This is a genomic window from Hahella chejuensis KCTC 2396 (assembly GCF_000012985.1).
GTDB classification, from domain to species: Bacteria; Pseudomonadota; Gammaproteobacteria; order Pseudomonadales; family Oleiphilaceae; genus Hahella; species Hahella chejuensis.
Genome location: NC_007645.1, coordinates 2,347,475 through 2,369,006, shown reverse-complemented (window position 1 = coordinate 2,369,006; position 21,532 = coordinate 2,347,475). Strand labels below are relative to the sequence as shown.

General features: G+C 53.7%; 20 protein-coding genes. 10 read left to right on the top strand and 10 right to left on the bottom strand.

All coding sequences use genetic code 11. The annotated features are described in order from the left end of the window. Positions 1-38: 38 nt before the first annotated feature. Entirely contained in the window at positions 39-2,432 is a 2,394-nt protein-coding gene (locus tag HCH_RS10505; protein WP_011396198.1) for an ATP-binding protein, read from the top strand. A gap of 7 nt (positions 2,433-2,439) precedes the next feature. Here HCH_RS10505 and HCH_RS10500 read toward each other — a convergent pair whose 3' ends face one another. From HCH_RS10500 to msrB, 4 genes are all read right to left on the bottom strand, one after another. Next, a complete protein-coding gene (locus HCH_RS10500; protein ID WP_011396197.1) occupies positions 2,440-2,916 on the bottom strand; it encodes a MarR family winged helix-turn-helix transcriptional regulator in 477 nt (158 codons plus the stop codon). Continuing rightward, on the bottom strand, positions 2,913-3,392 hold the full coding sequence (locus HCH_RS10495) for a glutathione peroxidase (protein WP_011396196.1): 480 nt from the start codon (positions 3,390-3,392) through the stop codon (positions 2,913-2,915). Before HCH_RS10495 ends, HCH_RS10500 begins: the two co-directional genes overlap by 4 nt. Before the next feature lie 156 nt (positions 3,393-3,548). Then, a complete protein-coding gene (locus HCH_RS10490) occupies positions 3,549-4,214 on the bottom strand; it encodes a DNA-3-methyladenine glycosylase I (RefSeq protein WP_011396195.1) in 666 nt (221 codons plus the stop codon). A 29-nt stretch (positions 4,215-4,243) separates the two neighbouring features. After that, complete coding sequence (msrB, locus tag HCH_RS10485; RefSeq protein ID WP_011396194.1) at positions 4,244-4,663, bottom strand: peptide-methionine (R)-S-oxide reductase MsrB; 420 nt, start codon at positions 4,661-4,663, stop codon at positions 4,244-4,246. 223 nt (positions 4,664-4,886) lie between these two features. On the opposite strand from msrB, the gene HCH_RS10480 reads away from it, so the two are divergent. Further along, positions 4,887-6,101 (top strand): pyridoxal phosphate-dependent aminotransferase, encoded by a 1,215-nt coding sequence (locus tag HCH_RS10480; RefSeq protein ID WP_011396193.1) that lies wholly within the window; start codon positions 4,887-4,889, stop codon positions 6,099-6,101. Between the two features lie 72 nt (positions 6,102-6,173). Next, positions 6,174-6,641, top strand: coding sequence for a hypothetical protein (locus tag HCH_RS10475; RefSeq protein ID WP_011396192.1), 468 nt, complete (start codon positions 6,174-6,176; stop codon positions 6,639-6,641). 96 nt (positions 6,642-6,737) lie between these two features. Here HCH_RS10475 and bla read toward each other — a convergent pair whose 3' ends face one another. Next, positions 6,738-7,637 (bottom strand): class A beta-lactamase, encoded by a 900-nt coding sequence (bla, locus tag HCH_RS10470; RefSeq protein WP_011396191.1) that lies wholly within the window; start codon positions 7,635-7,637, stop codon positions 6,738-6,740. 212 nt (positions 7,638-7,849) lie between these two features. Between bla and HCH_RS10465 the strand changes: the two genes are divergently transcribed. From HCH_RS10465 to htpX, 3 genes are all read left to right on the top strand, one after another. Beyond that, on the top strand, positions 7,850-8,746 hold the full coding sequence (locus HCH_RS10465) for a LysR family transcriptional regulator (protein WP_011396190.1): 897 nt from the start codon (positions 7,850-7,852) through the stop codon (positions 8,744-8,746). A 167-nt stretch (positions 8,747-8,913) separates the two neighbouring features. After that, positions 8,914-9,252, top strand: coding sequence for a hypothetical protein (locus tag HCH_RS10460; protein WP_011396189.1), 339 nt, complete (start codon positions 8,914-8,916; stop codon positions 9,250-9,252). 248 nt (positions 9,253-9,500) lie between these two features. Next, positions 9,501-10,382 (top strand): protease HtpX, encoded by an 882-nt coding sequence (htpX, locus tag HCH_RS10455; RefSeq protein ID WP_011396188.1) that lies wholly within the window; start codon positions 9,501-9,503, stop codon positions 10,380-10,382. Positions 10,383-10,474: 92 nt separating this feature from the next. Here the strand turns inward: htpX and HCH_RS10450 are convergent, their stop codons facing one another. Next, positions 10,475-11,170, bottom strand: coding sequence for a flagellar brake protein (locus HCH_RS10450; protein ID WP_011396187.1), 696 nt, complete (start codon positions 11,168-11,170; stop codon positions 10,475-10,477). A 424-nt stretch (positions 11,171-11,594) separates the two neighbouring features. Here HCH_RS10450 and HCH_RS10445 point away from each other — a divergent pair, with 424 nt between their 5' ends. Next, on the top strand, positions 11,595-11,795 hold the full coding sequence (locus HCH_RS10445) for a PA1571 family protein (RefSeq protein WP_011396185.1): 201 nt from the start codon (positions 11,595-11,597) through the stop codon (positions 11,793-11,795). 1 nt (position 11,796) lies between these two features. Here HCH_RS10445 and pdxB read toward each other — a convergent pair whose 3' ends face one another. The 3 genes from pdxB to HCH_RS10430 form a co-directional block, all read right to left on the bottom strand. Continuing rightward, positions 11,797-12,942, bottom strand: coding sequence for a 4-phosphoerythronate dehydrogenase PdxB (gene pdxB, locus HCH_RS10440; protein WP_011396184.1), 1,146 nt, complete (start codon positions 12,940-12,942; stop codon positions 11,797-11,799). Between the two features lie 30 nt (positions 12,943-12,972). After that, the gene (locus HCH_RS10435) at positions 12,973-14,154 is read right to left on the bottom strand and encodes a DEAD/DEAH box helicase (RefSeq protein WP_011396183.1); all 1,182 of its coding nucleotides are present in this window, start codon (positions 14,152-14,154) and stop codon (positions 12,973-12,975) included. 234 nt (positions 14,155-14,388) lie between these two features. After that, complete coding sequence (locus HCH_RS10430) at positions 14,389-14,664, bottom strand: elongation factor P hydroxylase (RefSeq protein WP_011396181.1); 276 nt, start codon at positions 14,662-14,664, stop codon at positions 14,389-14,391. A 563-nt stretch (positions 14,665-15,227) separates the two neighbouring features. Between HCH_RS10430 and HCH_RS34720 the strand changes: the two genes are divergently transcribed. Both HCH_RS34720 and HCH_RS10420 read left to right on the top strand, forming a co-directional pair. Further along, positions 15,228-17,327, top strand: coding sequence for an AAA family ATPase (locus HCH_RS34720; protein ID WP_238384989.1), 2,100 nt, complete (start codon positions 15,228-15,230; stop codon positions 17,325-17,327). Beyond that, on the top strand, positions 17,327-18,640 hold the full coding sequence (locus HCH_RS10420) for an McrC family protein (RefSeq protein WP_011396178.1): 1,314 nt from the start codon (positions 17,327-17,329) through the stop codon (positions 18,638-18,640). Before HCH_RS34720 ends, HCH_RS10420 begins: the two co-directional genes overlap by 1 nt. Here HCH_RS10420 and HCH_RS33035 read toward each other — a convergent pair. Continuing rightward, positions 18,604-19,113, bottom strand: coding sequence for an elongation factor P hydroxylase (locus HCH_RS33035; RefSeq protein ID WP_148212534.1), 510 nt, complete (start codon positions 19,111-19,113; stop codon positions 18,604-18,606). The genes HCH_RS10420 and HCH_RS33035 overlap by 37 nt on opposite strands. A gap of 485 nt (positions 19,114-19,598) precedes the next feature. Here HCH_RS33035 and dsbD point away from each other — a divergent pair, with 485 nt between their 5' ends. After that, positions 19,599-21,512 carry a protein-disulfide reductase DsbD gene (dsbD, locus tag HCH_RS10415; protein ID WP_011396176.1) on the top strand — a complete coding sequence of 638 codons (1,914 nt, stop codon included), beginning with the start codon at positions 19,599-19,601 and terminating at the stop codon, positions 21,510-21,512. Positions 21,513-21,532: the final 20 nt, after the last annotated feature.

Here is a 21,532-nt window from a genome sequence, read left to right as displayed (position 1 = left end):
TGTCTCCGCCGCCCGCTTGGCGTTCATGGGAATAACCCTTGAAAATTAGCATCAACAACCGACTGTCCTTCCGACTGGCGCGCAACACCGTCGCCGTAGCGTTGCTGCTGGGCATGGTGCTGAGCCTGATCCAGGTCATCATCGACTTTCTCAACGAAAAAAACTCACTGGATGCAGAGATTCGCGCGGTCGTCGCCATCAGCCATGCGCCCGCCTCGCAAATCGCCTATAACATCGACGCCAGACTCGCCGCAGAGTTGCTGGACGGGCTACTTGAGCACCCGTCGATCATTCATGCGGAAATTATCGACACAGACAATCGGCTGCTGGCCAGCAAAGAACGTGAGCCACAGACCTCCGCCTACCGCTGGCTCAGCGACCTGTTGTTCCAACCCAGCCGCACCTACACCGAGACGCTATTCGTACCACAGCTGAACGACTTTGTTCTGGGGGACCTGAATGTCGTCGTGGACACCTATCCCAGCGGCGCAGAATTCCTTAAACGGGCGGCATTTACCCTGGTGTCCGGCTTTCTACGCAGCTTGATCCTCTCCGCGGTGCTGCTGATTCTGTTCTATATCATGCTGACCCAGCCGCTGGTGAAAGTTATCTCCGCGGTCAGTGAAGTCGACCCGGAAACTCCCGAGAAAATACGTCTGCCAGTGCCCAAGGGCCATGAGATGGATGAGATCGGCGTTCTGGTCAATTCCACCAACAACCAACTGCAGGCCATTGATGAAAACCTGAACAAGCTGAAAAAAGCGGAATCCCGCCTGAAGACCTATTCGGAGCAACTGGAGCAGATTGTCGACAGCCGCACCAAAGAACTGTCCGAGAAGAACAAACAGCTCATCAAGAGCAACCACGACCTGCGCGTCGCCAAAGAGGAAGCAGTCAGCCGCGCCAAAGCGCGGGCGGACTTCCTCGCCAATATGAGCCACGAAATCCGCACCCCGTTCAACGGCGTGCTGGGCATGATCAGCCTGACGCTGGAAGAGCCGCTGTCAGAGAAACAAAAAGAACAGCTTAATGTCGCCTACAGCTCCGGCGTCGCCTTGCTGGAGCTGCTCAACGACATCCTGGATATCTCCAAAGTGGAAGCCGGCAAGCTTACCTTGGAGAACATCGCCTTCGATCTTCGCAAAACTGTCGAAGACGTGTCACGACTGCTGGCGCAGAACGCACACGCCAAGAATGTGGCCCTGTACACCAACATCGACCCCGCCTTTCCTGAACGGGTCTACGGCGACCCCACCCGTATTCGCCAGATTGTCAGCAATCTGACCGGTAACGCCATCAAGTTTACAGAGACTGGCAGCGTCACCGTCAGCCTGAGCCTTCTGAAGAACCAGAGCGTGGAAATCTGCGTATCCGACACCGGCATAGGCATCGAGGCGGACCGGTTAGAGTTCATTTTCTCTCCCTTCTCCCAGGGCGACGCCGATATTACCCGAAAATACGGCGGCACCGGCCTTGGCCTGACCCTGTGTCGCCAGCTGGTCACTCACATGGGCGGCAAGATCGAAGTAGTTTCAGAGCGCGGGCGCGGCAGCAGTTTCATGGTCACCCTGCCCTTGCTGGCGGACCATAACACGCCCAGTCCGAAGGTGGACGAAAGCCTGTTCAAACATCATTTCGTGCTGCTGCATCAGATAGAGAACCGCACCTTTGAATGCATCAGCGCCGAGCTGCAGAACTGGAAACTACCCTGCGCCTCCTATCCTTATGAACATCCGCAGGACGTTCAGCTAAAAGAACAGCGCTTTGAGCCCAATACTATTATTTTGTTCGATTCCCGATCTCTCTCCCCGCTATTGGTGGAGCATCAGGATATCGATAACGTGCATATGATTCTGGTGGCGCGACAAAATATTCCTTCAGACAACGACGCTTTCAAAGCCATGCGCATTGAGCAGATGATCAGTGCGCCGGTCAGTCGCGACAGGCTCTACGACACCTTGTACAAAGCCGCCAACCCTGGCGGAGCCTCTTTGATTACAGAAGGGACGGATTTGCCGGAAGCGCCGGTAGGCAAGAAACATGTGCTGCTGGTGGAAGATAATCAGGTCAATCAGTTGGTGGCGAAAACCATCCTGCGTAAGCTGGGTTACGAAGTCAGCATCGCCAACAATGGACAAGACGCACTGGATCTGGTGGGCAACGACCATTACGACATTATCCTGATGGACTGCCATATGCCGGTCATGGACGGTTACGAAGCGACTCGACTGATTCGTCAGAACTCCAAGTATGACGCTTTGCCCATCATCGCCGTCACCGCCAACGTCATGCAGGGCGACAAGGAGCGCTGTCTCAGTTGCGGTATGAATGACTACCTCACCAAGCCTTACGAGAAAAAAGCGCTCACTCAAATGCTGGCGAAGTGGCTGGAAGACCCTGTCGCAGCGGCCGCCAGCAGCAAGTTCGCTTGAGCGCGCCTCAACTCAGCTGCTGAATGCGGTCGAGAAAGCCGCGCAAATCGCCTTTCAAGCGCTCAAGTTCCTCAATCGCCACATCCGCCTTGCATAACAACTGCATCGGCACCTTCGCCGCTTGCGCCTTCAGCTCTCTGCCCGCTTCAGTCAGACCAAGCAATACGCTACGCTCGTCTTCTGCAGAGCGTTGACGGGTAATCAGCCCCTGTTGTTGCAAGCGCTTCAGCAATGGCGTCACCGTACCGGTATCCAGCAGCAGGCGTTCGCAGATATGCTTGATGGTCAGCGCCTCACCGGACTTGCCCCCCTCCCACAGCACCAGCATGGCCAGATACTGTGGATAGGTCAGCCCCAGCTCATTGAGCAGAGGGCGGTAGAGGGACGTCATGCTGCGAGAGCAGGAGTACAGCAGAAAACAAATCTGGTTATCCAACGCCAACAACTGATCTTCCCGTCCTTCCTGACAAGCGGGTAGCGTCACGCCAACAGTTCCTTGATCGGCTTTTCCAGCTTCTCCGGCGTAGCGGTAGGCGGAAAGCGTTCGAGAACTTTACCGTTCTTATCCACCAGGAATTTGGTGAAGTTCCATTTGATCGCCTCCGTCCCCAGCAGCCCTTTGGATTGGCTCTTCAGAAACTTATAAAGGGGATGCGCGCTATCGCCGTTGACATCGATCTTGGCGAACATCGGGAAGCTGACGCCATAGTTAAGCTGGCAGAATTCCGCGATCTCAGCGTTTTCTCCGGGGTCCTGCTGCATGAATTGGTTGCAGGGAAACCCCAAAACTTCCAGCCCCTGCTCTTTGTATTTCTCATACAAGGACTCCAGACCGGAAAACTGTGGCGTAAAGCCGCATTTGCTGGCGGTGTTGACGATCAACAGCACTTTTCCCTTGAACTCCGACATGTCCCGCTTCGCGCCCTTGATGTCCTCTACCTGATAGTCATAAACGCTCATATGCTCCTCCTTTGTATTTCGAAAAATAATATTGTGCACAACATATATTTTCAATCTCTCCTGAGATTTTTTGCGTTCGAGGTCACAAACATCGCCGCAGGATGAGCTTCAAGCGGCGATCGCTTTGTACTCAGTTACTACCCATTTATTCAACGCCTAGCCGACGCTGTAAGCAAGGATCTGGCTCAGCTGACAGAGCTGCAATGAGTAGGTGTGCGCCAACTCATTGAAAAACGCCTGGGTGTGCTGCAATTGCTTCTGTGAAGTCGGGATTTTTTCCACTACGCCCATCGCTTTCAGCGCGGCGACCACATCGTCCGTCAGCAAAAAAGTGTCCTTGCCGACCATTCGCAAGAAACGCGCTCCCGATTGCCCGCCCATTTGCTTGCCCTGTTTGGCGAGATAACGCCACAACCCGACAATATCCGTTTCCGGCCATTGCGCCAGAAAGCGACCGAAACCACCATGAACGCGGGAGACTTCTCTCACCATCGCGGCGTTATAAGGAATCGAGCACATCTTGCCCCAATGCCGGATGAGCCGGGCGTCTTTCATGCGCTCATCCAGGTCGGACTCCGACAACAGCTCCGCTTTTTCCGGCTCAAAGCCGAAAAACGCTTCTTCAAAAGCCGGCCAACGGGAGTCGACGAAACTGTGCTTCAATCCCGCGCGAAATATCCGCCGACTGATATTGGAAAGATAGTAAGCGTCGGACCGCTGGGACAGCTCCTCCGCATCCGCCGCCACCGATAACGCAGCGCGCATGGCCTCATCGGAGCCGAAGCGGTCCCGCACCGCCGCCAGCCGATCTGCAAATTTCACAATAATCCTCCTGAGACGCGGCGCGCCGGTTATTCGTCTTCCTGTTTGGCGTCGCCGTCAGCGGAATGAAATCGCAGTGAGGCGGAGTTCACACAGTAGCGCTGCCCTGTGGGTTGCGGGCCATCGTCAAAAACATGCCCCAGGTGCGCATCGCACTTGCTGCACAGGATTTCCGTACGCACCATCATATGGCTCATATCTATCTCTTCGGTGATTTTTTCTTTGTCCATCGGCGCCCAAAAACTGGGCCAGCCGCAGCCGGAATCGTATTTATTCTCTGATGTGAACAGCGGCTCGCCGCAGCAGACGCAGACATACACGCCCGCCTCTTTGGTGTCGTAATATTCGCCAGTGAAAGGACGCTCTGTGCCCTTCCCCCGGGTCACCCGGTATTGTTCGTCCGTTAGTTGCTGGCGCCACTCCTGGTCGCTTTTCTTTACTTTATCCATAAGACCTCCGACTCAAATTCTCTCTGCTCGCTTAAACAATATTCCATTTACTTTGACGCAGGCGTGACAAAATTGTTCCATCCCCCTGCATCAGCATAAGGCTGCGATATGCGACTTTCCGCATCCCGCTTGTAATTATGGGAACATCAATTGAATAATACGCAGCCCCCTTTTATGTTCTATATATGTTTCTTACAGGCCAGTTCCCGGCAGCGGTTTAAGTATGCATGAAATAAAGAAATCAAATAAGTTGCTCCATGTCTGTTATGAAATTCGCGGACAGGTGCTCCAGGAAGCAAAACGCCTGGAAGAAGAAGGCCATCGAATCCTGAAACTCAATATCGGCAACCCCGCCCCATTCGGGTTTGAAGTTCCGGAAGAGATCCAGCAAGACGTTATTTACAACCTCAGCCATGCGCAAGGTTATGCGGACTCTAAAGGTTTGTTCGCCGCGCGCAAGGCGGTGCAGCATTACACCCAGCAGTGCGGCATCGCCAACGTGGACATCGAGGATATATACCTGGGCAACGGCGTCAGCGAGCTGATCGTCATGGCCATGCAGGCGTTGTTGAACACCAATGACGAAGTATTGATCCCGGCGCCGGATTACCCTCTGTGGACCGCCGCCGTCACCTTGTCCAGCGGCCGCGCCGTGCATTACCGCTGTGATGAGCAGTCGGACTGGTTCCCGGATATTGCGGATATCGAAAGCAAGATCACCGAGCGCACCAAAGCGATCGTCATCATTAACCCCAACAACCCCACCGGCGCAGTGTACTCACGTGAGTTGCTGCAGCAAATCGTGGAGTTGGCGCGCCGCCATCGCCTGATCGTTCTGGCGGACGAGATTTACGACAAAATTCTTTATGACGAAGCGGAGCACACCTGCATCGCCTCATTGGCGGACGACCTGTTGTTCCTGACCTTCAACGGCCTGTCGAAAAACTACCGGGCGGCGGGATATCGCGCCGGCTGGCTGATCGTCAGCGGCGCCAAACTGCGCGCCTACGATTACATTGAAGGTCTGACCATGCTCAGTTCCATGCGCCTGTGCTCCAACGTGCCGGCGCAGCTTGGCATCCAGACTGCGCTGGGCGGCTATCAGAGCATCAACGACCTGGTGGCGCCGGGCGGACGCCTGCGGGAACAGCGCGACACCGCCTACAACCTGATTTCGCAGATTCCGGGCGTTAGTTGCGTGAAACCTCGCGGCGCCATGTACCTCTTCCCTAAAATTGATCCCAAGGTGTTGACCATCCACAATGATGAGAAGATGGTGCTGGATCTGCTGCGCCAGGAACGCATCCTGATCGTTCAGGGCTCCGCCTTTAATCAGCCGGACACCCAACACTTCCGCCTGGTGTTTTTGCCGAGAGTGGACGAACTGGAGGGCGCAGTCGGCCGCATCGGCCACTTCCTGCAAGGCTACGAACAGTAATTCGTCGCCTTCGCGGCGGACGCAGCCCGGTATTGCGTCCGCCTTTATAGCGAACTAACCGAGAATTGAATCGTGCCAGAAATACACATAGAAGAGTTCTACAAGGACGCAGCCAAGGTCCTGATTCAGCTCTATAACTCATTCCCCCGCAAAAGCGCCGTCTTTGTGGAGGATATCTCCGGCGCAGACACGCCGGACGAGTTCGGACTGCACAGCGTGCGGCATCAGGCCTGTTTCGCCGCCATGATCTGGCTGTCAGAAGAAGGGTTGATTCGCTTCGTGGACACCATTAGACAGGAAGCCATCGATCAGGCGGTGTTGACGCAACCGGCCTTTTTGAAGCTCAACAGTCTGGCCGTTAATCAGGCTGTGTCGCCCACTCTGCAACGCTTTATCACAGCCTTGGAAGAAAGCGGCGACGCGACGCCCAATACTGCGATGAGCAACATTCAGCTCATCAAGAAAGCGCTGCATAAAGCCACTTCTACGCAATTGGCGGAACTTATGCAAAGCATCCTGTTCCCGCCTGCGCAACATTGACAGAAGTCTCGCTCCATCTCCGTTGCCCCCGTCAGACACATCAAGGGTAAACCTGGTTTACCCTTGTTTTGGATGTTCGCCTTAACGATTCCGGCTTCAGGGCTGAAACGCCGCTCCCACCGCGCGGCCAACATCGGCAATCGCTTTGTTGCGATCATCAAAAGCCGCTTCCGTCTCCGTGATGTACACCGTTACGATTAGAGGCTCACGCCCCGGCGGCCAGATCACCGCCACGTCATTGGTGGAGCCATAGGCGCCGCCGCCAGTACGATCGCCAATGCGCCAGTCTTGCGGCAGACCTGCGCGCAACTTGGCGTCGCCAGTTTCGTTCGCGAGAAACCAGGCCGTCAGTTGCTGACGGGACGCCCGCGACAGTGGAGAGTTCAAAAAAAGCGTTTGCAACGTGGACGCCATCGCCGCTGGCGAGGTCGTGTCGCGTGGGTCGCCCGGCGTCGCCTCGTTCAATTCGGTTTCCCAGCGATCCAGACGGGTGGTTTCATCTCCCAGACCACGCAGATATTCCGTCAATCTGGGCGGACCGCCCACTGCTTTCAGCACCAGATTGGCCGCGGTGTTATCGCTTTTAGTCATGGCCGCCTGACACAGTTCTCTCAGCGTCATTCCCTCACCGCCGATACGGTCTTTGGTAACAGGGGAATAGGTCACAATATCCCTGGCGTGAATCGGCACGCGGCGCTCCAGATTTTCCTCGCCAGCGTCCACTTTCGCCAGCAACGCCGCACAAGCCAGCACCTTGAAAGTACTACATAAAGGAAAGCGCTCCTGTCCACGTTGCCCCCAGGTCCGACCAGTCTGCGTATCCAGCACCATCACTCCCATACGCGCATCCAGACGTTCCTCAAGCTTGGCGAAAACTTTTTCCAATTGAACGGGCTTATCCGCTGCGCCACTGACGCCGGAAAATAACAGCAGACCGCCCACACACGCCGAACCCAGCAACGCCGTCAGACGACGACGCGTCACCATAAAACTCATAGGTATCTCCCAAAAACTAACCATGTTGAATGTAAGTAATAAGCGTCGGACCTATACACGCCGATACTGACCCTGCCTGAAAAGCACAAATTATTTTTATGCCAGACTATCGACGAAGCCCTTAACGCTCAGGGATGGTTAGCTTATGATTCGCATGTCGTGATAACAAACGACCAATTTTTGCATTAGATATAAATTAAATTTGGGCATCCATGGCCAGACCTCATCTCCCTCTAAACGCCATTCGCGCATTTGAAGCCGCAGCGCGGCACTTGAGTTTCACCCAGGCGGCCATTGAACTCTGCGTCACCCAGGCCGCCGTCAGCCATCAGGTCAAGGTGCTGGAGGAAAGGCTCAACGTGAAATTGTTCAAACGCCTGCCCCGCGGGCTGATGATCACGCCGGAAGGCGAAGCGCTGCTGCCAACCGTCAATCAGGCGTTTGACCGCATGTCCGAGGCGTTGTCACGACTTGAAGGAGGTCAAGTTCGCGAGGTGCTGTCGTTGGGCGTAGTGGGAACCTTCGCGGTGGGATGGCTGCTGCCGAGGCTGGCGGACTTCCAGCAGCAACATCCCTTTGTGGAAATACGCCTGTCGACGAATAACAACCGTGTGGATATCGCTGCGGAAGGCCTGGATTACGCCATCCGGTTTGGGGACGGCGCCTGGCATGGCGTCGACGCCGCACCGCTTTTCGAAGCGCCATTAACGCCTTTATGCATCCCCGCCCTGGCGGAAACGTTGTGTACGCCGGAGAATTTGAGCGGACACACGCTATTGCGATCCTATCGCGCCAACGAATGGAGCAACTGGTTCGCCGCGGCCGGTATGGCGCAACCGGCCAACCTGATAAAGGGCATTGTTTTCGACTCCTCCATCGCCATGATGGAAGCCGCCCTCCAAGGCGTAGGCGTCGCTCTGGCCCCACCGCTCATGTTCTCACGCCATCTCGCCTCAGGCGCCATTCAACAGCCATTTTCCTGCTTCATTTCCGAAGGCGGGTACTGGCTGACGCGACTGAAGTCCCGAGCGCCAACGCCAGCAATGGACGCGTTTCAAGGTTGGATGTTACAACGAGTGGAGGCGGAGAGCCTGAGGATCGCGAAATAAATTCAATATAAACCGACTGGACTCGCCATGAATATCATCACTCGCGCCAGTCTTGCGATATTTATTTTTAATAAATTAAGCAGTAAGTAACACCTTTCGCACCGAGACAAAAGCTTGCGACCAAATAACCAAAGAGAAGCCCTTGGCTTACACGCTGGAGACATCAAATGGACACTAAAGAGATCTGGCTTATTTACCATAAGGCGTCCCTAAACCCTAACACCCCCATGAACATGGATGGCTCGACCTATGCGGTAGGCATCATTGCTGCGCCTGGCAAAGATCTGCAAGACGCCCTGGTGAGATTTCACGAACTTCTGAAAAGCAATCATATGGAGTTACTGGACCTTTGGAAATGCATTAAGCACAACGCAAATGACTATGGCCTAGCTAACGAAGACCCCAACGAAATAGAGCGCGCCATTCATAAAGCGCAAGAACATGGCAAAGCATTTTATGCCTGCGGACTATCTTCAGAAGTACTGGCAGCGCAAGGGATCAAATAAATTACTTAGTCCCATGAGCGCAACGAAAACAGATGAATGATACCGAGCGTAAAATATATACGCATCATGTTAGTGAGAACCTGATGAAAAACGCCTCTCACTAACACTCAGCCAAGTTTAGAGTTTCACCTTTTAAAAGCCTGTTCCGCACCCTGATCGGTTAATAATCTTTAATCCCGGATTTATTGATTTTCCCCCACCTGAAACATATTTTCCCAGTAGGCTTATCCCTTTAGTTTGAGGCGACTATGTTCAGGATTCTACTGTTTCTGGCAACCAACATTGCTGTAGTGCTTGTGGCGAGCGTGACGTTGCGGCTTTTGGGGGTCGAACCCTATCTGCAGGGCAGCGGACTGAATCTCACCTCGCTTCTTATCTTCTGCGCTGTCTTCGGTATGAGCGGCGCCATGATTTCGCTATTCCTGTCCAAATGGATAGCGAAAATGTCCACCCGCACCCAGGTGATCGAGCAGCCACGGGACGCGGTGGAGAGCTGGTTGTTGGATACGGTGAGAGAGCTTTCCAGTGAAGCGGGCATCAAGATGCCGGAAGTGGGGATTTTCCCCGCCCACCAATCCAATGCCTTCGCAACGGGCTGGAACAAGAATGACGCCCTGGTGGCGGTCAGCGAAGGACTGTTGCGCCGTTTCAGCAAAGATGAAATTCGCGCCGTACTGGCCCATGAAATCGGGCATGTCGCCAATGGAGACATGGTCACCCTGGCGCTGATTCAAGGCGTTATCAACACCTTCGTCATGTTCTTCGCCCGCATAATCGGCAACATCGTGGACAAGGCCGTCTTCAAGAACGAAAACGGTCACGGCATTGGATTTTTTATCACCACCATTTTCGCCGAAATCGTGCTGGGCATCCTCGCCTCCATTATTGTCATGTGGTTCTCCCGCAAACGCGAATTCCGCGCCGACGCAATGGGCGCCAAACTGGCAGGTTCCGGAGCCATGATCGCCGCGCTACAACGTCTGAAGGCAGAAACTCAGATGCCGAACGAAATGCCGGACACGCTGACCGCTTTCGGCATAACAGAGGGTGTCAAACAGGGGTTTAAAGCACTGTTCTCCAGTCACCCTCCCCTGGATGAGCGCATCGCCGCTCTCGCCGCCAACCGCTAAGAATCTAAAAAGGCTCAGCCCCATCAAAAAAGCCCGGTTTAGACGCCGGGCTTTCTCGTTTCACTCTATGTATCTATGCGACTCTGGATTGATTACTTGGACAATTGCAGCTCGTGCACAAAGCCGCTGATGACGATTTTCGCCGCATCAGACAACCCGGTAAACTGCACGCCATATAGATACCTGAAGGGCGCCTCATCCTGATCCATGATAGTGCGGTTGCGGATGATGCCATTGACGTTGAAGGTTTTGGTGATATCCGCCACCGTCAGTGCGAAGCGCAGAATCACTTCTTCCCCGGCGTCACCCAGCTTGACGACGGACTTTACCCCAGCCCCGGTTTTACTGATATCGATAATCACCGCCTCTTTAGGCCAGTCGCCCAAACCGCTGTCGAAATCACTGTTGACCTGAGTGATAATCTCGACTTTAAGCCGCTCTGCGTTGCGCACCTGCAACGCCAGAAGCTCCTTGGGATATTCCAAGTGGACGTGTGCGAAGGGCTGTAGCGCCATGTGTTTAACCTGACTGGTGAAGGCGCACACCTTGTTTTTCGCCACAGAACGTACAGTGAACGGCCGATCCTTTTTCAAAATCAACTGTTTGCCGTCCACAACAGGCGCGGTGACCATCACACTTTGCCCTGGCGCAAAACCAATCAAGCGCACATGATAGCGCGCACTCTGATCCATGCTCTCCAGATGCAATGGATCGCCAATTTGCAGTCCCAGCTTTTCGAATGGTATTTCCACATCCTTGGGAGAATACACCGCTGCTTTATCACCCACTCAGCCATTTCTCCATGACTAGTATCCGACGACGTCTATATTGTAACGCCATTGCTCAAGCCGGATGGATTGATCGCCTCATTATTCTGTGACGATATTTTCGACAGTTTAGTATCGGCCGCCTGACGCTGCTTGTGAGCCCGGAAAGACATTTTTTGCAATAATTCACAAATTAACGCCAATTCAGGTTGGTTGTCCTTTCAATACATTATCGTCCACTTTTCGAGCTTTTTCGCATTTTTGACAGATAATTCATTGGGCTCGCCCTCTGGAGGGCGATGGCCCAACCTGACGCCATAGGCTAGCTTTAGAGATAAAGGCGTCTGCAATGGACAAACCTGTCCCGAAAACAGGCGTCTATCTCGTGTCACAGGATCGTCATGAGACAAGTTTAGGCTGGTGAAAACTCTGGAGGTCCGGGCAAATGCAAGCGAACAACTGGCGTAAATCAGCAAGCGAAACCGGCGACGACGAAGCGATGAACGGCGCCGCCATCATTACAGAGAACGGTGAGGAGATCCCCATTACCGAAGCAATGATTCAGCAAGCGCTAAAAGCGATGGAAGAGAACTGGAATCCGTGGAGCCGCCAGCACATGAGCATGCGCCAGCGGCAAAAGGGCTGAGTTATTTCGAGCTGAGGTTAAACCCTACCGCACTCAGGGTGGCCAGGAGATCCGCTTTGCCGCCCTTGAGTTCAATCTTGATCCGATCAAACCCTCTGCGCACGCGATATTCTCTGCGCAAACGATCAAACTCCTGAGCCCGCATGGGCGCATCCAAACGCAATGTGCGCTTTAGCTGGCTGTCGTCGTGGCGCACGTCGTAGCTTGCTCTGATCGCCGTATGCAACGCCCAGTCCGGATCAACTCCAGAAGAGAAGGCCATTCTACGCAAAGGCGGCTCGGGCAAAAACTGCCCCAGTTTATGCCTTACCGGCAAGCCGAGATAACGGCTCAGGTGCTGATAGATGATCTCCGTTCCCGCCGTGCGGCCATCCAGGGTATAGCCCGCAATATGCGGCGTGGCGAAGTGGCAAAGCATCGCCAACTCAACGTCAATAGCGGGCTCGTTGTTCCAGACGTCAAGCGCGACAGTCAGACCATCCCCTTTTTGCAGACGGCCCTTAAGCGCCGCTTCGTCAATCACTTCGCCGCGACAGGTGTTGATCAGTATCTGGTCCGGGCGCAGGTTCTCTATTATTGTCGCGTTCAATAGTTCCCGCGTCGGATAGGAGCCTGAGTCCGTCAATGGCGTGTGCAGCGTGATGATGTCGCACTGCAACACCTCCTCCAGAGAAAACAGGTTCTGCTCTCCGGCGGCCTCTTTGGGCGGATCATTAGATTTCACTTCCAGGCCCAACAAGGTCAGCGCGCGCTCAAGACGCCCGCCAATTTCACCGCGCCCAATAATGCCCACGGTCTTGTCTTCCAGCTCGAAGCCCAACTGCTCACTCAGTACGGACAGGCAGCTCACCACATACTCGACCACAGCGCTGGCGTTGCAGCCCGGCGCATTACTGAACCCTATTCCCCGTGAAGTGAGATAATCCAGGTCGACATGGTTACAGCCGATAGTGGCGGAACCGACAAACTTAACGCCAGTGTTCTCCAGCAGGCGTTCGTCCACCTTGGTCACGGAACGCACCAACAAAACATCCGCGTCACGCAGGTGCTGGTTGCTGATCTCACGCCCCGGAAGTGTATGAATTTCTCCCATTGATCCGAAAAACGGCTGCAGTAGCGGAATATTCTCATCTGCAACTATTTTCATCTTCCCTTTCCTCTTGGTCGGTGTGCTCGGCTACTGCAGTAAATCATCATCCGGGTGGATCAGAGCCAGCTCATGACCCAGGTATTTCTCCAGTTCCGGAATGAGGAAGGAATCGTCCTCACAGGCGAAACTGATGGAGACTCCTGTCGCGCCTGCGCGACCGGTGCGCCCGATACGGTGAACGTAGTCTTCCGGGTCGTCGGGAAGATTGTAATTGACCACGTGAGTCACCCCATCAATATGCAGCCCACGGCCGGCGACATCGGTGGCGACCAGCACGCGGAAGTCGCCTCTACGGAAGCGCTCCAGTGTTTTCAAGCGTTTTTGCTGGGGTAATTCACCGGATATCAGCTCATTCTTGATGGAATGACGATTCAAAGCCTCCGACAGACTGCGGGTTTCGTCGCGGCGGTTACAAAATACGATCACACGGCGGGTTTCGCTGTCCTTCAACAGATTCACCAACAGCTTGCGCTTGGCGCTGCTTTCCACCATATAAACACGCTGATCCACGGTTTTGGCGGGAAGATGATCCACTGCCAGCATGACCTCTACGGGCTCTTCGGTCCAGCGCCGCGCCAGATTCTTGATGTCCTCACTGAATGTGGCGCTGAACAACAGAGTCTGCCGCTCTCTCGGCGTCGCCCGGACAATACGCTTGACGTCGGGGATGAAGCCCATGTCCAACATGCGGTCCGCCTCATCCAGCACCAGCACTTCCACCTGATCCAGATAGATATCAGCGCTAGTGAGATGATCGAGCAGACGGCCCGGAGTTGCGATCAGCAGATCTACGGCTTCGTCCCGCAGCTTTCTGCGTTGACGGTCAAGCTGGGTGCCGCCAATGACGGAAATAATATTCAGTTTCAAGTGTTTGGCGAGCGCGCAGGCGTCTTTCTCGATCTGTAGCGCCAGTTCCCGGGTCGGCGCCACCACCAGGGCTCTCGGCTCGCTGGAGAAGCGTTCTTCCGTTAGGATGGGATTGGAAACCAGTCGCTGCAGAATGGTAATCAGAAACGCGGCGGTCTTGCCGGTGCCTGTCTGCGCCTGACCGATCAGGTCCGCGCCTTGCAGCGTGTGCGGCAGCGTCTGCCCCTGAATCGGAGTGCAGCGCTCAAAATTCAGATCGCGAATAGCCTGCTCAAGTTTTGGATGTAAGTTCAGAGAAGAAAAGAGGACGGCGTTATCCGTCGTTTGATCACTAACTGTCATGATTTTTGAAGATATTCCCGGCAAACCGACGTAGTCCAAACCCCATACTTTATGCGATGAGCGACTGGACCTGCAATGTTTGCAATAAGTTGTTTAAAACAAGCCCGCCAACGCCTCATTCGCCAGCCGCCCGCTCTTAGCGAAAGGACCGGTGAATGGGATATTGAGAAGCTTATCCGCAGACGCTCCATCGCGCACCGCTTATTTGGGTTATTCCGGGATCTCCGCAAACATTCATAGTTTATCCAGTGTAAACAGAGACAGTCCGAAATTTTCCCGCCCTATGCATGCGTCCAAAAAACAGTCCAGAAGTTGCTGGTCGCGCGGCGGCGCACCTTCTTGCAAATAGCGTCGCGCCTGTTCATGGACGGCGGCCTTGAAGGCCTCTTCCCCGGCGGCGCCTTGACCGTCGAGATGGTCGAAACTGATAAAGAACTTTACGCCACAGGCATCCGCCAGAAGCCACTCCAACGCCTGCCGTTTGACTTCAACCCGCGCAAAGTGCGCCATTGTACATCTTTATGATCCACCGCCATAAGTCTATGGCGTTAATTAGAAAGCTTACAGATCAATATAAGATCCAATGATGAGCATTAAAGGAAACACGCTCAGAAGAAACAACATAAAAATGAGACCAAGCAAGGCTCGCACAGGGTGTTATTTCACCAACAATAAATACCCGCCATAAGCGCATGCCTTTATGGCGAATAACATCATTGCCAATGTTGCAGAATATATTTTTGCTTCAAGCTACCTTCAAGTATTATTTCAGCAACGTTGACTATGAACAGGTCAAACCGGAAAGCGCCGGGTAAAAATTGATAATAAGGAGGTTGCCGATGCCAAATTACACTTGGGTTCCGGTTTTTAAAGCCATTGGCGAATGGATAAACAACTATGAAGATCGCCAGCCGGATCTGATTCAGATTCTGCGGGAAATTGGCGTTGATAGAGGACTGGAGGATGAGCTGGCTGATGGCGGTAAGACGCCATTAACAGTGATTGACCCCTTCACTTTTTTCGCCACTTTTATGAAGTACGGGGTCGATAAACGAAGGGAGCTATTCGCCGCCTTGCTGCGACGCATCGACTTGCCTGTGGCTCCGCCAATGGATTTTAACGGCGTTCCCAGCGCCCAGCCACTGAAGGTCTGGTTATTTCCTTACGCAAAGGAACGCAAGGAGGATATGGTTCCAAGCCTGTGGAAGCTTTTCCAACAAGTATTGGCGGGAAGCATTGACGGCGAATTGTTTAATCGGATCTTACGCATTCCTCATACCGGGTTCGCCAAACTGACGGAGTGCATGTTTTACTTTGCGCCGGACACCTATTTTCCTGTGGACGCCCAGACCAAACCCTGGATAAAAGCAAACGGGCGTGAACTACCCAAAGAAAACTGGGCCAGCTATAAGGAATTATTAGACTGGTTGAAGACTAATACCGATAAGCCGTTTTATGAGATTTCCTATGAGGCTTGGCGCGTCAATCAACAAAACAGCTCAGCAACGCCAACCAATCAGCCGGCGGTTCAAGAGCGCAGACCTCGTCAGTACACAGCAAGCAGTGATAAGCGAGCAGATCGCCAGCGTCATTTCTTAAACCAAATCCTTTATGGCCCGCCAGGCACAGGCAAGACGTATGACACAACCCTGCGCGCTGTGTCACTGGCGGAACCAGACTGGATTATCGCCTTACAGCAACAGGGCTTAAATGCCAACGCAGAGAGGGTCCAGGTTAAAGAGCGCTATGATCAACTGGTTGCCGATAAACGTATTGCATTTACCACCTTCCACCAAAGTTTCTCCTATGAGGACTTCATTGAAGGCATCCGGGCTGTAACGGATGGCGACAACAGCCACATCACTTACCGCGTCGAACCAGGCGTTTTTAAGGAAATTGCCGATCGAGCCGAGAAAGCGGTTGTGGGTGAGCAGCCTCTGGGCCTGTCGGAATCTCCCAATATCTGGAAAATTTCTATTGGTCGCCGAGTTGAGAAAGAAATGCGTGATCGCTACATTCAGGCCGGTGAAGCCCGTATTGGCTGGAATGAAACGGGGGATCTGTCGCAGGAGCCTGATGACCGCACACCGGAGCAACAACAGTACTGGGATTCTCTGTCAGGCCGCAACCATGCGGCCCTTAACTGCTTTTCGGAGGAAATAAAAGTCGGCGACATCCTGTTATGCCTGAAAAACGCTGAAGCGGTTCAGGCGATTGGCGTTGTGACATCAGACTATATATTTGATGAAACGGTGGTCGATGAGCCAAATGAATACGCGCATGTTCGCAAAGTGAACTGGCTGCTAAAAGATATCGAACTGAACATTCTTCCTCTAAACAGTGATCGGCGGATGGTTCAACAAACCGTTTATCTATTGTCTCGCATCAGTTGGCATTCACTGCTGGCCGAGCTGAAACGACAGAACATTGCACCGCATTTATTTTCGGGTACGGACAATAGCAGAGCCAAAAAGCGCAACTATGTGTTGATTATTGATGAAATCAACCGGGGCAATATCTCCCGTATCTTCGGCGAGCTGATCACGCTGTTGGAACCGGATAAACGCAAAGGCGGAGAGGATGAGCGTTCGGTGACGCTCCCCTATTCCAAAGAGCCCATTACTGTACCCGATAATTTGTATGTGCTGGGCACGATGAATACCGCCGATAAGTCGCTGGCCCAGCTGGATCTGGCCTTGCGTCGCCGTTTTGAGTTCGTGGAGTTAATGCCGCAACCGGAACTGCTGACGGGTATCTCCGTGCACGATGTAGATATGGGAGAGCTGCTGGACGTGATGAACCAGCGCATAGAGGCGCTGCTTGACCGAGACCACATGCTGGGACACGCCTATTTTTGGCCTCTCAGAGACGCGAATTCGGACGACGAGAGAGAAAGCCTGTTGGCCGATATTTTCGCCAGGCGCATTGTTCCCTTGCTGCAGGAGTATTTTTTTGCTGACTGGGAACGCATCAGCTGGGTATTGAATGATCCGGCAAAAGAGCCCTCGGTCCGTTTTATTCAGGCAGGCAAAATCGGCCATTCATTAGAAGGCCTGTTTCCAGGTGATATCGCCAGCGAATTAACCGACCGCAGGTACCGGCTTAACCAAACTGCATTCGGTAATCCTGAGGCCTATCGCGGCATTCTGCCAAAAGCCGGAGCGGCCGCCTGATGATTCAGGTACGTGAATACGCCCGCCTGACGACCGACGCCAACGCAACGCCTTCGCTGGATTGCGGTATTGTAAACTCATCTACTTTCGCCTGGTTGCAGGATCTTGCGTCCAGATGGAATAAGAGTGAGCCGATTGCTCTGATTGACGGCCATGGCTCATTAAGACTCGGCAGCTACGTGGGTTACCTGCAAAGCCCTACGGGGGAAGCTATCGAAATTTTGCCGAAAACAGGCCTTGGCGCCGAAGATCCTCAAGCCGCCCGGCGTATTCTGCAACGCATGTTAATGACATCGCTCGATGTGCGGCCACGCACTGCTGGCGACGCCAAACTGAGGCGCATGCGCCAGCCATTGCACGAATGGATATTCAGGCAGTTTCTGACAGAGTTGCAACGGTTGGTTGGCAGGGGGCTGCGCTTCGATTACCAGCGCGTTGACGAAGAGAGCCGCTTCATCCGCGGTCAGCTTCGCTTGAGTCAGCAACAGCGCCAACCTCTTGGGCGGCGGCATCTCTTTCAGATCAGCCACGATATTTACACGCCCGACCGCCTGGAAAATCGCTTGCTTAAAACCACTCTCAGTTATGTGCTGGCCAATTGCAAAAGCGGCGAAAACTGGCGACGGGCGAATGAGCTAACGCACAGAATGGCGGATATTCCCCCCGAACAAGAGCCATTGCGTGCGATGAACAACTGGCGAAGCAACAAACTAATGCAGGATTATGATGCAATCCGCCCTTGGTGCGAGCTGATATTGGCAAAGCTAAACCCCAATTTCCAGCAAGGTCAGCATCGCGGCATTGCTTTGTTATTTCCAATGGAGCAGTTATTTGAAAAATACGTTGAAGTGTCTTTGCGTCACGAATTACCAGCAGGCATTCAACTGAAAGCACAGGCAAGCTCCCAATATTTGCTGCGGCACAAACCGCAAGGCAGCGACATATCCACGACTATGTTCCAGTTAAAACCGGACCTGTTGCTAAGAACGCCATTGGGAGATCAGGTGCTGGATACAAAATGGAAGTTGCTGGATCAGTGCGCCTGGACATCCGATAAAAAGTACAACATTGCTCAAAGCGACCTGTACCAGATGTTCGCCTATGGCCATAAATATCAGCACGGGCGCGGGCATATGATGCTTATTTATCCTAAACACCCGGCGTTTACCGAACCACTGCCGCCGTTCCACTATTCAGAATCGCTGGCTATCTGGATCGCGCCGTTTTGTCTGGAAAGCAGCCGTCTTGTCTCGGGCGGCTGGGAAGCGCACTTTCCTCAAACAACCAATAAACGGCCGTTAGCTTCACTATAGGTTTTTAATCCGCATAGCGCTTTCGCCGCTGTAGGAGGTGGGCTGGTCAGCATTTCTCGATACGCAGTATCCAAGTCTTCCAAAAAGCCTTGTGAGGGGGGGCGCCCTGAAAAGTCGTCCAGGCTGGGTGAGAACTTGATACCGACAATCTCGCACATGGCCTTTTCCAATCCCTGAGGTCTGGCTTCAACAGATTCAAACATTGCTTGCTCTTCAGAAGTCCTTCCGCAAGGGGAATACCAAAAACCAAAGTCATCGATATTTCGTCGCCTATCGCCGGCTAAACAATAATGCGAGATCTCGTGCAATAAACTTCTCGGATAGTTACTCCTAAAGTAAATTATTGCACTTACATTTTCCTTAGACGCCACGTAAAACGGCTCTTCCGCCCCTCCTATTATTTTTAGGCCGGGGAAAATACCTGAAAATGCGTCGATCAAATATTGACAACGCTCATCATCACCAACAACCATTAATGAAACCCTGAGTACAGCTGGCCCATAGGCTAATAGCCTGATCAATTAAGCCACAATCAATAATTATTGAAATTCCAGGAGGCCCCTGAATCGCCGAAGTTATAAAGCAGCTGCATACAATGAACGCAGTGCATGACGGAGAAGGGACGTGGCCGCCGGCATGCCCGTCTCATGAACGCCCCATCGCCTGTGCGAAGCACTTAGAGTATAGGCGTTGCGACACATTCAGGCGGATCTTAAAAATAGTTTAACTTAGCCGCAGAAAGTCGCGCAGACAGGGGCCTTGGATTATGATGGCCGATTATCGATTTTATGAATAAGGTAATCAATTGTAATTTCAACGAGAAGTTCAAGTTTTTTGAACCTTCGACCCAGTAAATTGTCATATTGAACCAATCCATACCCGCGCACCGAAGGGACGCCCGGGGAACAGGCGCGCTGGATAGCGCCAATTTAAATTTTAAGCACCTGTAGCGAGAAACATGCCCCAACTACTCAGAGCCCTATTCATACTGACGCTGTTTTGCTGCGCCACGGTCAGAGCGGAAAGCAACCTGTTCGGCGACAACAACGGCTTTCTGGCCGAACCGGAATTCCTGCCCGTAGAGGAAGCCTACCGGTTCACGTCATCGGTAGAGGGAGACGAGCTAGTCCTGCATTGGGCGATCGCCGACGGCTATTATCTTTACAAAGACCGTACCTCAGTGACGACAGACGCAGAGGGCGTAGCGCAAGGGCGCTGGACTTACTCATCTCCTGGCGAGGAGAAGGAAGATCCCTACTTCGGCATGGTCTATGTCTACCACGATGAGCTTACGATCCGCGTGCCGGTGGCGGCGGAGGAAGGAGCCGAAGTCGAGTTCAAAGTACGCTACCAAGGGTGCGCGGAAGCTGGCCTGTGTTATCCGCCGCAAACGGAAACGGCGCTGTTCACCGGAACGGATTCAGACAGCATTTCCCCTGCCGCAACCACAAACGACTCGACTCAATCCCCCTCTCCCTCAACGGGTCAAAGCGGCTCTTCAACCAGCTCCAGCGTCCCGGGTCCGAGCAAGGCCGCAGATGTCGATTTCACTTCCTCCACATCGATTACGGACTACCTCGTCGCTCAGGGCTTGCTGTTCAGCTTTTTCATCCTGATGGCGGTGGGTATAGGTTTAGCATTTACGCCCTGCGTGTTCCCCATGGTGCCAATCCTGTCCAGCATTATTGTCGGGCAAAAAGAAGTCACTATGCTTCACTCTTTCGTGCTGTCCCTGAGCTACATCATGGGCATGGCGGCGGTCTACACCGCATTGGGCGCGGTGGCGGGCCACTTCGGTGAACTAGGTCAGGACGCCAACATTCAGGCGCAGGTGCAGAAACCCTGGATCTTGATCACGTTCAGCGGTTTGTTCGTACTGCTAGCCCTGTCCATGTTCGGCTTCTATGAGCTTCAGATGCCTTCGTTTTTGCGTGACAAGCTCAGCGGTATGAACACCAAACAACAAGGCGGCGAAATCTTCAGCGTATTCATTATGGGCTTGCTGTCCGCACTGGTGGTGTCCCCCTGCGTATCAGCGCCCTTGATCGCGGCGTTGGGCTACGCCGCCTATCTGGGCTCGGCGTTCAAAGGCGGCGTCGCACTGTTCGGACTCAGCCTGGGCATCGGTTTGCCATTACTCATTCTTGGCACGGGCGGCGCCAAACTATTGCCCCGCGCCGGCGCCTGGATGGAGCATGTGAAGCATGTGTTCGGCGTCGCCCTGCTGGGTGTGGCCATCTGGATGCTGGAGCGCATCCTGCCGCCGGAAGCGACTCTGACGCTGTGGGCGGTATTGATCGGTGTTTCAGCGGTTTACATGGGCGCCTTCACCAATGTCGAATCCGGCTGGAGCGGCTGGCAGAAACTCAACAAAGGTTTGGGACTGGTGTTCTTCGTATACGCCGTCACCCTGATGCTGGGCGCAGCGGCGGGCGCCAACGATCCACTCCGCCCCCTTGCGCCTTACGCCATCAAATCCGCGGTGGCCGCAAACGGCGGCCCGGCTGCGCAGGCGTTAACGTTCGTAAAAGTCACATCACCGGAACAGCTTGACCGGGAGGTCGCCCAGGCCGCCGCCACCGGCAAGCCGGTCATGGTGGATTTTTATGCGGACTGGTGCATCAGCTGCAAGATCATGGAGCGGGAGACTTTTGTCCTGCCGGAAGTACAGTCCGGACTTAGCCGCTTTCACCTTGTTAAAGCGGACGTCACTGACAACGACCAAGGCAACCAGGCGCTACTCAAGCGTTACGGCATATTCGGCCCACCCGCCTTTGTCTTCTTCAACGCTCAAGGGAAAGAGTTAGAGTCCAAACGCTTCCTGGGCGAAATCTCCAAAAACGCGCTTCTTAATCACGTTAAAGACATATAAACTGCGCGGCGTCGCAATCA